This is a genomic window from Sphingopyxis sp. OPL5 (assembly GCF_003797775.2).
Lineage (GTDB): Bacteria > Pseudomonadota > Alphaproteobacteria > Sphingomonadales > Sphingomonadaceae > Sphingopyxis.
Genome location: NZ_CP060725.1, coordinates 2,306,063 through 2,319,609 on the forward strand (window position 1 = coordinate 2,306,063; position 13,547 = coordinate 2,319,609).

Annotated in this window: 9 protein-coding genes and 1 riboswitch; of the genes, 7 read left to right on the forward strand and 2 right to left on the reverse strand. The window is 65.0% G+C overall.

The features are described 5' to 3' along the window. The first annotated feature begins 16 nt into the window (after nt 1–16). On the forward strand, nt 17–1,156 hold the full coding sequence (locus EEB18_RS11025) for an endo-1,4-beta-xylanase (RefSeq protein ID WP_262408213.1): 1,140 nt from the start codon (nt 17–19) through the stop codon (nt 1,154–1,156). Nucleotides 1,157–1,186: 30 nt separating this feature from the next. Continuing rightward, the gene (locus EEB18_RS11030) at nt 1,187–1,915 is read left to right on the forward strand and encodes a DUF6445 family protein (protein WP_187139225.1); all 729 of its coding nucleotides are present in this window, start codon (nt 1,187–1,189) and stop codon (nt 1,913–1,915) included. Between the two features lie 56 nt (nt 1,916–1,971). On the opposite strand, the gene EEB18_RS11035 is transcribed toward EEB18_RS11030, so the two are convergent. After that, nucleotides 1,972–5,268, reverse strand: a complete 3,297-nt coding sequence (locus EEB18_RS11035; RefSeq protein ID WP_187139224.1) for a TonB-dependent receptor — start codon at nt 5,266–5,268, stop codon at nt 1,972–1,974. A 179-nt stretch (nt 5,269–5,447) separates the two neighbouring features. Here EEB18_RS11035 and EEB18_RS11040 point away from each other — a divergent pair, with 179 nt between their 5' ends. Then, nucleotides 5,448–6,950: a tryptophan halogenase family protein gene (locus EEB18_RS11040; RefSeq protein WP_187139223.1), complete on the forward strand. Its 1,503-nt coding sequence runs from the start codon at nt 5,448–5,450 to the stop codon at nt 6,948–6,950. A 50-nt stretch (nt 6,951–7,000) separates the two neighbouring features. Here EEB18_RS11040 and EEB18_RS11045 read toward each other — a convergent pair whose 3' ends face one another. Next, complete coding sequence (locus EEB18_RS11045) at nt 7,001–8,410, reverse strand: sugar porter family MFS transporter (RefSeq protein ID WP_187139222.1); 1,410 nt, start codon at nt 8,408–8,410, stop codon at nt 7,001–7,003. A gap of 177 nt (nt 8,411–8,587) precedes the next feature. After that, nucleotides 8,588–8,812: riboswitch (cobalamin riboswitch) on the forward strand. 176 nt (nt 8,813–8,988) lie between these two features. Here EEB18_RS11045 and EEB18_RS11050 point away from each other — a divergent pair. The 4 genes from EEB18_RS11050 to EEB18_RS11065 are packed head-to-tail and all read left to right on the forward strand — an operon-like array spanning nt 8,989 to nt 13,545. After that, nucleotides 8,989–10,893 (forward strand): TonB-dependent receptor plug domain-containing protein, encoded by a 1,905-nt coding sequence (locus EEB18_RS11050; RefSeq protein WP_187139221.1) that lies wholly within the window; start codon nt 8,989–8,991, stop codon nt 10,891–10,893. After that, the gene (locus tag EEB18_RS11055; RefSeq protein WP_187139220.1) at nt 10,893–11,798 is read left to right on the forward strand and encodes an ABC transporter substrate-binding protein; all 906 of its coding nucleotides are present in this window, start codon (nt 10,893–10,895) and stop codon (nt 11,796–11,798) included. The genes EEB18_RS11050 and EEB18_RS11055 overlap by 1 nt, the downstream gene beginning before the upstream one ends. Next, nucleotides 11,798–12,781 (forward strand): FecCD family ABC transporter permease, encoded by a 984-nt coding sequence (locus EEB18_RS11060; protein WP_187139219.1) that lies wholly within the window; start codon nt 11,798–11,800, stop codon nt 12,779–12,781. The genes EEB18_RS11055 and EEB18_RS11060 overlap by 1 nt, the downstream gene beginning before the upstream one ends. Next, the gene (locus tag EEB18_RS11065; RefSeq protein ID WP_187139218.1) at nt 12,778–13,545 is read left to right on the forward strand and encodes an ABC transporter ATP-binding protein; all 768 of its coding nucleotides are present in this window, start codon (nt 12,778–12,780) and stop codon (nt 13,543–13,545) included. The genes EEB18_RS11060 and EEB18_RS11065 overlap by 4 nt, the downstream gene beginning before the upstream one ends. Nucleotides 13,546–13,547: the final 2 nt, after the last annotated feature.

Below are 13,547 nucleotides of genomic sequence, written 5' to 3' on the forward strand. Positions count from 1 at the left end.
TAGTCGGCGGGAGGTGGTGGCGGGCCTGTCGGCGTTGTCGCTGACCGCCTGCGCGGGCGCCGCCGGGCTGACCACCGCCGCGCCGCCGGCCACCGGCGAAGGCCTGCACCGGATCGCGGCGCGCAAGGGACTGCGGTTCGGTTCGGCGATCGGTTATGGGGCGGAAGGGTCGGACAGTGGTTCGATCGGCAACCCGGCGTACCGGGCGATCGTCGAGCGCGAGTGCGGGCTGGTCGTCGCCGAAAATGAAATGAAGTGGCAGGCGATCCGCCCCGGCCCCGACGCTTATGACTTCGCCGCCTTCGACGCGATCGTCCGCTACGCGAAATCGAAGGGCCTCGATATTCGTGGTCACACCCTGCTCTGGCATCGCCCGAAATGGCTGCCCGAGTGGGTCAACAACTACGACTATGGCGCCCGCCCCGCGACCGAGGCCGCGCGGCTGGTGACCAGCCATATCGAGACGGTGACGCGGCGCTATCGCGGCACCATCCACAGCTATGACGTCGTCAACGAATTGTTCGACGACAAGAGCGGCGCCTTCGTCGACACGTCGCTGTCGACCGCGATGCGCAGTCATGAGGCCGTCGTCGACCTGGCGTTCCACACCGCGCGGCAAGAGCTGCCCGACGCCGAACTCGTCTATAACGACTATATGAGCTGGGAGCCGGGCCATGCGAACCATCGCGCCGCGGTGCTCCGCCTCCTCGAAGGATTCCGCAAGCGCGGCGTGCCGTGCGACGCGCTCGGCATTCAGTCGCATATCGAGATGCGGACGATCGACCGCGCGACGGGTATCGGCCCCTATGACCTGAAAGAATGGCGCGCCTTCTGCGACGACGTCACCGGCATGGGCTACCGGCTGCTGCTCACCGAATTCGACGTCAAGGACAATGGCCTGCCCGCCGACCATGTCGCGCGCGACGCCGGGGTCGCCAACTACACCCGCGCCTATCTGGAGGTGATGCTGTCCTATCCGCAGCTTCGCGACATATTGGGCTGGGGCATGGTCGACAAGTTCAGCTGGCTGCAGGGTTTCGCCCCGCGCGCCGACGGCCTGCCGCAGCGCTGTTGCCCCTATGGCGACGATTACCGGCCGCATCCGATGCGCGCCGCGCTCGCCGATCTGTTCGCCGGTGCCGCGCCGCGCGCTTGACCCGGCCGCGATAACCGCGACAACGGGCGCATGAACGCCGCGCCCGATTGCAGGCCCGCCGACGCCGCGGTCATCGACATCCTCGCGATCGGGGTCGAGCAGGTGCCGCTGATCCGGATCGACGGCGCGACCACCGATCCGCAGGCGCTCGTCGCTTTCGCCGCCGACGCGGTGGCCTTCGCGCCGGTCACGGGCAATCTCTACCCCGGCCTGCGCGCGCCGATGCCGCTCGCCTATGTGAGGTCGATGGTTGCGCGGCTCGATCCGCTGATCCGCCGCGTCCATCGGCTGGGGCCTGTGCGGCTGGTCCGCGCCGAATGTTTCTTCTCGATCGTCACGACCCCGGCCGCCGAGCTCGTCCCGCTGCAGACGGTGCCGCATATCGACACCAGCGACCCGCTGCATTTCGCGACCGTCCATTATCTCTGCCCGCCACATTTCGGCGGCACCGCCTTTTTCCGCCAGCTGTCGACGGGGTTCGAGACGATATCGCCGACCCGTGAGGCGGCGTGGGATCGCGCGCGCGACGCCGCGATGCCCGCGTACGGGAATCCCGCTTACCCGTCCCGCGATACGCCCGGCCATGCCCGCGTCGCCGCGATTGCGGCGGTATTCGACCGGCTGATCCTCTATCGCAGCAACGCGCTGCATGCGGGCATCATCGATCCGGCGATCGACCATCCGGGTGATCCGCGCGCCGGCCGGCTCACCGCGACGATGTTCATCGCCTATCGGCCGGACTCGCTGTCGCGGACATAAGAAGGGCCGCCGCTTTCACAGAAAGCGGCGGCCCCCAAGCGAGGCGGGATGCGCCCCTAGAAGGTAAAGCGGGCCAGGATCGTGAAGCGCCGGTCGCTCATATACCATTGGCGCGGGACATATTGGATATCGCCGCTGCCGTTGAGCACCGCCGCTTCGGTCTTGGTCTGCGAGTTCAGGATATTCACCGCCTGAATGCCCAGCTTGAACTGGTCGGTGACGGTGACCGTCGCCGAGGCGTCGAGCTGGCCATAGGCGCGCTGGAAGATCGGATCGAACGGTGTGATCACGTCGCGGATCGTCAGCAGATAGCGCGAGCGCCAGTTGTACGAGGCGCGCAGCGACAGCGGGCCGATGTCGATGAACGGCGTGATGTTGATCGTATGTTTCGACAGTCCCTGGAGCGGGAAACTGTCGCCGGAAATCGCCGACTGGCGCCCCGCGGCGACATCGGGGTCGGTCGCCGACAGCGTCGTCTGCGGCACCCCCGACGATTTGACATAGGTATAGGTCGCCTGCAGCCCGAGTCCCGACAGAGGTCCCGGCAGGAAGTCGAAGACCTGCTGGTACGACACCTCGGCGCCGGTGACCTTGCCGGTGTCGGGCGAGTTGATCGCGGTCGTCAGCACCACCGGGAAGGTCGCGCCGTTGTTGGTCAGGTCGGTCGAAACCGTCGCGTTGGTCACGACATTGTGCAGCCGTTTGTGGAACATCGACAGCGTCACCTGTCCGACCTTGCTGAAATAATATTCGGCGGTGAGGTCGAAATTGTCCGATGTCGTCGGCAGCAGATTGGGATTGCCCGCCGTGACCGTCGACTGGATCGTGAAGCTGCCCGGGATCGCCGCGCCGCTACTGTCGACATTCTGGTTGGCGCTGAGACCCGTGACGTTGAAATAGTTGCGCGAGAAGCCGAAGGGCGGGGCGAAGACGCCCTTGAAATAGCCGGCGCGGAATTGCAGCCCGCCGCCGACTTCGAGCTTCAGGTTCACGCTCGGCAGGAAATAATCATAGTTGGTCTTGGCGTCGATCGGCAGCAGCGCGCCGTTCAGATAGTTGCGTGCCTGCTGGCGCACCGCCGGGGTGAAGGTACAGAAACCCGTCGCCGGCTGCCCGGCGTTCGCCGCATCGATGCAAGCCTGTTCGCTGGTGATCGACGTCGGGTTGTTGGCGAACTGCTGGAACCCCTGCGAGGTGCGCTTGGTGCGCGTATACCGCAGCCCGACATTGCCGGTGAAGCGCATCCCGCTGCCGAATTCGCTGTCGAACTTGATCATGCCGTAAAGCGCCAGATTCTTGTTCTGCTGCGGATTGATCTCGCCCGGCTGGAACGGCGTACCGGCGACATTGCCGCAGCGATCGGCCAGCGAGTTCCACCCCGCATTGATCGTCCGGCCGTCGATGCCGCAGGTGGTCGTCCCCTGCCATTCGCGCGCGATCGCATTGGCATAGGCGATATAGGCGGCGCGGTCCTTGACCGTGTTACCCGAATAGAAAAGGCGGCCCTGGCCCGCGATCGGGTTGTTGGCGGCGCCGCGGAAGAAATTGGGATAGAAGACCTCTTCATACCCCGGCAGCGGTGCCCCGCCATTGCCGCCGGTCACGTTGTCGACATTGTCGTCGAACCACACCGGGCCGCCATTGCCCCATTGCTCGCTGAGCACGCCCCAATTGTAGATCGAGAAACGCGCGGTCTGCTCGGTGTCGGCATAGCGTCCGCCGACCTGCAGCGATTTCAGGAAGCCGCTGTCGGGAAAGGACAGTTCGGCGTCGACGCGGAAGGCGTCCTCGCTGCCATCACTCTGTTCCAGATGGTCCATCGCCGAACGGTAGAAGCTGTTGAACGGATCGGTGAAGCTTTGGTGGCTGCCGGTGAAATAGGAGGGCGAATTGGCGGCGAAGCCGGGATTGCCCTGGCAGGGCGCGGGATCGCAATTCTGCGGCGGGATGAACTGCACGAATGGCAGGCCATGGCCATTGAGGTCGATCATCGCATCCTGATAGGTCGAGCCCCAAAGCGTATTGTCCTCGACGTCGCTTTTCGAATCGACATGCTGATAGTCGAGATTGATCGCCAGGTTTTCGCTGGGGGTCCAGCGCAAGTTCGCCGAATAATCGGTCGTCTTGATCCGTTCATAATGGTCGCGGCGGATATTGTTCGACTGCAGCCCCAATATGGGCGTGCGAATGTCACCCGTCGCATTTTGCTGGTCGGCGCGCCAGCCGGTCGGGCCGGTGATCACGCCATTTTCGAAGACGCCGCTGTCGTCGAATTCCAGCGAGGTGCCCGCGACGGCGCGCGAATCGCCATTGTTCGACACATTGTCGGTGGCGATTTCGATCGTATTCTCGCTCCACGCCTGACGCGCGTCGGACCGCAGGAACTGGAAGGTCGCCGCGAGCGTCCCGTCGTTGCTTTCCCACTGCGCGGCGGCCGAATAGCCATAGCGTTCGCGGTTGAAATTCTGGCGGCCGAGCACGGCGCCGCGCGGGAACAGCGCCGAGGGTCCCGCGGTCGCGCCGGCGAACGGTACGACGTCGGTGCGCGTCCCGTCCGAATAGGTGGTGCGCGGGCGGAAGCTGGAGATACCGATGCGATCGGCCTGCGAATAAAGCTGCGAATAGGAGGCGCTGGCGAGCAGGCCGATTTCGCCGATTCCGGTCGACCAGCGGTTGCTGATCAATCCCGAAAAGGTCGGCGCCGATTTCTTGACGAAGTCGCCATAGTTGAGTTCGAGCGAGCCCGCGACGAGCAGGCCGCTCTGGTCGAAGGGCAGGCGGGTGCGCAGGTTGACGATGCCGCCGATGCCGCCTTCGATCAGGTCGGCCGACGGGGTCTTGTAGACGTCGACCCCGGCGAGCAGTTCCGACGGCACGTCGGCGAAGCTCAGCCCCGACCCGTTGCCGGCGCTGAACGCGTCGCGGCCGTTGAAGCGCGATCCGACATAGCTGAGGCCGCGAATGGTGACGCCCGATCCCTCGACCGAGAAATGGTCGGGATCGACGCCCGCCGAAAAGCGGTTGATGGTGACCCCGGGGATGCGCTGCAGCGCCTCGGTCACCGAGCGGTCGGGGAGGGCGCCGATATCTTCGGCGGTGATCGAATCGATGACGGTGTCGGCGTTTTCCTTGCGCCCCTGCGCGCTTTGCAGCGCGGCGCGGAAGCCGGTGACGACGATCTCGGGCGCGTTCGACGGGTCGGCGACCTCGTTGGTGTCGGTGTCCTGGGCAAAGGCCGGGGTAGCGATTATCGCGGAGGCGACGAGCGCCAGCGTCGAAACGCCCAGGCGAAGCCAGGGCGCGTTGTGATTCGTGAGCCGAACGTCACGAGAAAACGTCGTTACAACAGGCATTTAAACCCCTCCCATGTCATGGGCCTTTTCGGCCTCATCGGGTTGCGCTGCCGAAAAGGTAGCGCTACCATTTACCTGTCATATGATATAGGTCGGGTTTCGACAAGCGGTGATTTGCCTTAGCGACGAATAGCGACGATCGTGTGTGATAAAAATGCCGACGTTGAAGGGGGAGTGCGATGGAAGCGACCAGGATTCAATCGATCGTCATCGTCGGCGGCGGCACCGCCGGCTGGATGACCGCGGCGGCCCTCGCGCGGATATTGGGCCCCGATTATGCCAGCATCACCCTCGTTGAATCGGACGAGATCGGCACCGTCGGGGTCGGCGAGGCGACGATCCCGCAGATCAACATCTTCAACCGCATGCTCGGGATCGACGAGGACGACTTCGTCCGCCGTACCAAGGGCAGCTTCAAGCTCGGGATCGAATTCGTCGACTGGGGCGGCATCGGCCAGCGCTATTTCCACCCCTTCGGCAATATCGGGGTCGATATGGGCGGGGTGTCGTTCCACGCCTTCTGGCAGCGGCTGCGCGGCGAAGCCGAATTCGCCGACGTCGAGGATTATTCGGTGATGGCCAAGGCGGCGCGCCACGGCAAGTTCATGCGCCCGACCACCGCCCCCGGCTCGCTGCTCTCCTCGATCGCCTATGCCTTTCATTTCGATGCCGGGCTTTACGCCCTCTATCTGCGCGAGCTGGCCGAGGGCAGCGGGGTCACCCGGATCGAAGGCAAAATCACCGGCGTGACGCGAAACGGCGAGAGCGGCCACATCGAAAATGTGACGATGCAGGACGGCCGCACGGTGGACGGGCAGTTGTTCATCGACTGCTCGGGCTTTGCCGGCCTGCTCATCGGCCGCGAGCTCGAAGTGCCCTATATCGACTGGTCGGCGTTTCTGCCGTGCAACCGCGCGGTCGCGGTGCCGTGCGAACTCGGCGAAGATTTTTCCCCCTATACGCGCTCGACCGCACGCTCGGCGGGCTGGCAGTGGCGCATCCCGCTCCAGCACCGCGTCGGCAACGGCCATGTCTATTGCAGCGACTATATCGGCGACGACGAGGCGGCGGCGGTGTTGCTCGCCAATCTGGGCGGCAAGCCGCTCGCCGATCCGCGCTTCCTGAAATTCACCACCGGTCACCGCGCGCGTTTCTGGGAAAAGAACTGCGTGTCGATCGGCCTGTCGGCCGGCTTCATGGAGCCGCTGGAATCGACGAGCATCTGGATGATTCAGACCGGCATTGCGCGCCTCCTGTCGAACTTCCCCGATACCGGCTTCGAAGCCGCGAGCATCGACCGCTATAATCGCCTGATGGTCGAGGAGAGCGAATTGGTGCGCGATTTCCTCGTCCTTCATTACCATGTCACGACGCGCGACGATTCGGACTTCTGGAATTATTGCCGGACGATGCCGATCCCGGACCGGCTCGCCGAAAAGATCCGCGTCTTTCAGAGCAGCGGCCGCGCCTTTCGCGAACATGAGGAATTGTTCAACGACACCAGCTGGTTCGCGGTGATGGAGGGGCAGCGGCTCGGCGCGCGCCGCTACGATCCCGTCGCCGAACTGATGCCGATCGAGCAGACGCGCGATCGGCTGCGCCAGATCAAGGCGGCGGTGACCGCATCGGTCGACCATATGCCGCGCCACCGCGACTATATCCGCGACCATTGCGCCGCATGAAAAAGGGGACCGGTCGCCCGGTCCCCTTTGAAGGCGTCGCTGGGACTCGCTCAGCCTTCCATGGCTTCAAGCTCCTTGCCCTTGGTCTCGACGATGAAGCGCTGGACCAGGAAGAAACTGATCACCGCGCAAATCGCATAGAAGCTGTAACTCACCGCCAGCCCCAGCCCGACCGCCATGATCGGAAAGGTGAAGGAGATGAGGAAGTTGGCGAACCACTGAAAGAATCCGCACACGGCCAGCGCCGAGCCGCGGATCTGGTTCGGGAACATTTCGCCCAGCATCACCCACATGATCGGGCCCCAGCTGAGGTTGAAGAAGATCACGTACAGATTGGCCGCGATCAGCGCGAGCGTGCCGAGCGACGACGAGAGCTGGAGCTTCCCGCCGGCATCGAGCGTGCCGTTGGCAAAGGCATAGACGAGCGCGAACAACGTCACCGCCATGCCCGCCGACCCGATCAGCAGCAGCGGCTTCCGCCCGATCCGGTCGACCAGCAATATGGTGCCGAAACAGGCGGCAATCGACACGATCCCCGACACGATGTTGATCTGCAGCGACTGGTCCTCGGTAAAACCGGCGAGCTGCCACAGCGTCGCACCATAATAGAAGATCACGTTGATCCCGACGAGCTGCTGGAACACCGCGAGCAACAGCCCGGCCCAGACGATCGGGCGCACCCCGCCCTTCACCGGATCGAATATGTCGGACAGGCGCGGGCGGTGGTCGGCGCTGAAGCTGACCCTGATCTCGTCGACCTTGGTCGCGGCGGCGGCGGCGCCGAACAGGCGGGTCAACACCGTGCCGGCCTCGTCGATCCGCCCCTTCGACACCAGATAGCGCGGGCTTTCGGGAATGAAGAACAGCGCGACGAGAAAGACCGCCGCCGGCACCGCCTGCATCAGGTACATCCAGCGCCACGCCTCGATCCCCGCCCAATAGGGCGCGGTCGATGCTCCGGCGCTGGCGGCGAGGAAATAATTGACGACGAAGGCGGCGGTCAGCCCGGTGATGATCATGATCTGTTGCACCGTCGTCATCCGGCCGCGGATATGGGCGGGGGCGACCTCGGAGATATAGGCCGGCGACAGCACGCTCGCGGCGCCCACCGCCATGCCGCCCATCATCCGGGCGACGACGAACAGCGGCTGGGCATGGGCAAAGCCCTGGATCAGCGCGCCGATGAGGAACAGGATCGCCGACAGGATCATGACGTTGCGGCGCCCGATCGCGTCGGCGAGCGTGCCGGCAAGAAAGGCGCCGATGAAGCAGCCGATCAACAGCGATCCGACGGTGAAGCCGAGCCCCGCCTCGCTCAGGGAGAACGCCGACCGCAACCCGTCCTGGGTGCCGTTGACCGCCCCGCTGTCATATCCGAACAATAATCCGCCGATCGTCGCCACCGCGACGATCGCCGTAATGAGCGCCAGATTGGTCTGGCCTCGCGACGCTGTGTTCATTCACCTCTCCCAAGGTTCTGTTATGGTAGCGCTATCATGAAGGGCAAGCCGCGCGCGCGCAAGCCCCATTCACGCCGCGCCGGACGCGGCCGGAACGCCTGTACGCGACGGCGACCGCGATAAAGCCGATTGCGAAAGCGCGGCATTGCTCTATGGGCTTGCGCCGCGGGGGCCTGGCCCCCGCAAGATCGCGCCGGTGCCCGAAAGGGCTTAAAACGGGAACACGGTGAGAAGGCCCGGCTCGGGCTTTCGACTCCGAGGCTGTCCCTGCAACTGTAAGCGGTGAGCGCGATGCACCGGTCCGGACTCCTTGTCGGGGCCAGCCACTGGGGCAACCTGGGAAGGCGTGCATCAAGCTGTGACCCGCGAGCCAGGAGACCTGCCAGCGCACCGGTCGCTCTTGCCTTGGTCCAGGGGATGGTCATGGCACGGTAATCCTCCGTCTGAGCGACGACCTGTGCGGCTGGGGCCGCATCGGTGCGTGGCGACGGAGCGACTTGTGCCCGCCCTTCGCCTGCACCGACCGGTTCGCCGGTACGCCCCCGCCACTTCGCTCTGGCGCAAAGGGGGCTTATCCCATGTTGAAGACCGGTTTCATTTCCCTCCTCGCGCTGACGGCGGCGACGCCCGCCTTCGCGCAGTCCAATCCCGACGAAACATCGACCGACGCGAACGGTGATACCATTGTCGTCACGGCCAGCGGCGTCGAACAGAGCCGCACCGAAACGGGCCACACCATTTCCGTTATCACGCGCGACGATCTGGAAACATCGCAAGTGACGTCGATCAGCGACGCTTTAAACCTCGTGCCAGGCGTAGCTGTCGCACAAAGCGGACCCGTCGGATCGCAAACCAGCGTGTTTATCCGCGGCGCCGAAAGCAGCCAGACGCTGGTGCTGATCGATGGCGTGCGGATCAATGATCCTTCGACGCCCAATGGCGCGTTCGATTTCGGTGGATTGCTTACGGGCAATATCGACCGGGTCGAGGTGCTGCGCGGTGCCAATTCGGTCATCTGGGGCAGCCAGGCGATCGGTGGCGTCATCAGCGTGCAAACCGTCGCACCCACGGACACGCTGTCGGCCAATGCTTTCGCCGAATATGGCAGCCATGACACCGCCAAAGTCTTTGGCAATGTGTCGGGCAAGAGTGGGATCATCTCCGGCAGCGTCGGCGCCGGCTATTATCGCACCGACGGTATTTCGTCGCTCATCGGCGGCACCGAACGCGATGGGTACAGGAACTTGTCCGCCAACGGAAAGTTGCTCGTCGAATTCTCGCCTGCCCTCGCGCTCGATCTGCGCGGTTATTACAACAAGGGCCGGATTGAATATGACGACGCCTTTGCCTTTCCGGGCAACCCGGCAAATTCCATTCCCGAATCCGATAACGAACAGTTCGTCGGCTATGCCAGATTGAACCACGACCTGCTCGACGGCAAGTGGAAGGGGCGCCTGTCGTACAGCCGTACCGAGCTGACCCGCAAAGGCAGCGAGGATGGCGCGACCGGTCCTTTCAACTACAATGTTTTCACCGCGCGCGGCAAAGTCGACCGTTTTGCCTATGACGGCAATGTCGACTTCGGCATCGCGTCACTGGTTTTCGGCGGCGCCCATGAAGAGACGTTCGCCAGCACTTTCTATCCCTTGGGCGGTGACACCACACCCACCAGGTTCAAAAGCGACTATTCCAGCTTTTACGGACAGATTGGCGTACACCCGTTTGACGGCCTGACGGTCAACGGCGGCGTGCGATACGAAGATCATTCACAATATGGCGACCACACAAGCTTTGGTGCCGACGCGGCCTATACGCCCAATGATGGCAAGACCATATTCCGCGCGAGCTATGCCGAAGGTTTTCGTGCGCCGACGTTGAGCGAGGCATTGCCGCCATTCGGCAACATCAATCTGAAACCGGAAACCTCCAAAGGCTTTGACGCCGGAATCGAGCACAGTTTTATCGATCGCAAAGTCACGGCGACCGCGACCTACTTCCATCGCAAAAGCAACGACCTCATCGCCTATAATCCCGCGACATTCCAATCGGAGAATATCGGGCGGGTGAAGTCGGAGGGCGTCGAGCTTGGACTTATCGTCCGGCCCAACGACAATCTGGACGTGCGGGTGAATTACGCACTGGTCGATGCTACCACCCGCTCCCCGGGTGCCAATTTTGGCAACCAGCTTGCCCGCCGCCCAAGGGACAAAGCGAGTTTCGTCGCCGACTGGAAATCGCCTTGGGGCCTGAAACTGGGTGCAACGATTGCCCTGACCGGCGACAGTTTCGACAATATCAACAACAGCTTCGCCAATCGCCTCGACGGATACTGGCTGACCGCCGTGCGTGCGGCTTTCCCAATCACCGATCAGCTCGAAGTTTATGGCCGGATCGAAAATCTGTTCGATGAGGATTATGTGGTTGTCAAAGGCTATAATACTTACGGTCGCACAGCCGCCATTGGTATCCGCGTAAAAATCTGATGCAGGGGGTCGGCCTGGCGTCTGTGTTTGCCGCCGCGGTGCTGCTGGTTTCGACCGGCAGCGCCGTGGCGCCGCCCGACGCCGGGCCGCCGCCTTCTAAGCCACTGCGCGTCATGTCGACGAACCAGTGCACCGACCAGCTGGTGCTGGCGCTGCTGCCGCCCGAACGGATCGCGTCGGTGACCTGGCTGTCGCGCGATCCGTCGGGGTCGCTGATGGCCGAGGCGGCGCAGCGAGTCGGCATCAATCACGGCCTTGCCGAAGAGGTCGTCCAGCAACAACCCGATCTGATCGTCGCCGACCGTTTTTCGAAACCGACGACGCGGGCGATGCTCAAACGGCTCGGCTATCCGATGATCGAGGTCGACGACGCGACCAGCTTCGATGCGATCCGCGCCAATGCCCGGCAGGTCGCGCGGGCGGTCGGCGAAGTCGCGCGCGGCGAGGCGATGATCGCCCAAATGGACCGCGAGCTTGCCGAACTGGCTCGCGATCCCGGGCCGCCGCTGCGTGTCGTCGCGTGGGACGGCGGTGGTTTCAGCGCGAGCAAGGGGTCGCTCTATAACGCGGTGCTCGAAGCGGCGGGCGCGGTGAACATCGCCAACGAGCCGCCGGTGTCGCGCTATAATCGCCCCGACACCGAAGTGCTGCTCGTCGCCGCGCCGACCCTGCTCGTCAAGGGCGCCGGGGTCCGCCCCGAATATGGAATGCGCGAGAATATCGAGCGTCATCCGCTCGTTCGCCGCTATTGGGACGGCGCGCGGACGGTGGCGATTTCGCCGGCCTATTATGGCTGCGGCACCCCCAGGATCAGCGAAGCGGCGATCCGGCTGCGCGCCGAACTGCGCGCCGCGGCGAGCCGGGTCCGCACCCCGCTTCCCTTTGCCGGGGTTCATGCGCTGTGATGCGCTGGTTCGTCCCGCTGCTGCTCGTCCTGCTGCTGGCCGCGGGTTTCGTCTCGCTGCTCGCCGGAACGGTGTGGCTGACCCCCGAACAGGCGCTCGGCGGGTTGCTCGCGGGCCGCACCGACCTCGCGTCGCTGATCCTCATCGAAATCCGCCTGCCACGATTGATCCTCGGCCTGATGGTCGGCGCGATCCTCGGCCTGTCGGGTGCGGTGCTGCAGGGGCTGCTGCGCAACCCGCTCGCCGAACCCGGGCTGCTCGGGGTGTCGGCGGGGGCGTCGCTCGGCGCGGTGATCGCGATCTATTTCGGCTTCGCGGCGAGCTTCGCGATGGCGCCGCCCTTGTTCGGCCTCGTCGGCGGTTTCGTCACCGCGGGCACCGCGCTCGCCTTGTCGCGGCGCGGCGGCACATTGTCGCTGATCCTCGCCGGCGCCGCGGTCAGCAGCATCGCCGCCGCCGGGGTCAGCGTCGCGCTCAACGTCGCGCCCAACCCCTATGCGGCATACGAGATCATGGTCTGGCTGATGGGCTCGCTCGTCGACCGCAGCTGGGACCATGTCTGGCTCGCGGCGCCTTTCATCCTCGTTGGCGCTATGCTGTTGCTGCTCACCGGCCGCGCGCTCGACGCGCTGGCGCTCGGCGAGGCGCAGGCCGAAAGTCTCGGCATCCATGTCGCGCGCACCCGCCTGCTCGCGCTGCTCGGTACCGCGATGGGGGTCGGCGCGGCGACCTCGGTCGCGGGGGCGATCAGCTTCGTCGGGCTGATCGCGCCGCATATCGTTCGACCGCTCGTCGGGCACCGGCCCGGCCAGACGCTGGTCCCTGCTGCGCTCGTCGGCGCGCTGCTCGTGACCCTCGCCGATGTCGGCACAAGGCTGCTCGTCGTCGACGGCAAGATCCTCGCGCTCGGGGTGTTCATCAGCCTGTTCGGCGCGCCCTTTTTCCTGTGGCTCGTCCTTCATGTGCAAAGGCGCACCGCATGAGCGCGCTGACCTTCGCCGCAGTGGCCGCGAAACGCGATGCGCGCGTCGTGCTGCGCGACATAGACGCCGTTTTTGCGCCGGGCCGGCTGACTGCGGTGATCGGCCCCAATGGCGCCGGTAAAAGTACGCTCCTCGAAGTCGCGGCGGGGCTACGCGTGCCCGATGCCGGACGCGTCGAACTCGGCGGGCAATCGCTCGCGAGCATCGGTCGCCGGATGCTCGCGCGGCGCCGCGCCTATCTGCCGCAGCGCGCCGAGGTCGAATGGCCTATCAGCGTCGAGCGCGTCGTCGCGCTCGGGTTGACCCCGGTGCTGCCGAGCTTCGGCGATCTGCCAGCCGCGCTGCGCCCCGCGATCGATGACGCGCTCGCCGCCTGCGACCTCACCAGCTTGCGCGACCGCCCGGCGACCAGCCTGTCGGGCGGCGAACTCGCCCGCGCGATGCTGGCGCGCGCGATCGTCGGCGATCCCGAATTGCTGATCGTTGACGAGCCCACCGCGGGGCTCGACCCGCGTCATGCGCTCGACGCGGCGCGGCGGCTGCGCGCGCGTGCCGATGCCGGGCGCACCGTGATCATGGCGATCCACGACCTCGACCTCGCGCTGCGCCACGCCGACGATGTCGTCGCGATCAAGGACGGCGCGTTGCTCGCGGCGGGGTCGGTCGCCGAGGTGATGAGCGAGGACCTACTCGGCGCGCTTTACGAGGTGCAGGTGCGTATCACCCGCGATGCCGACGGTGCCGCGATCCGCTTTCGCGACTGAAC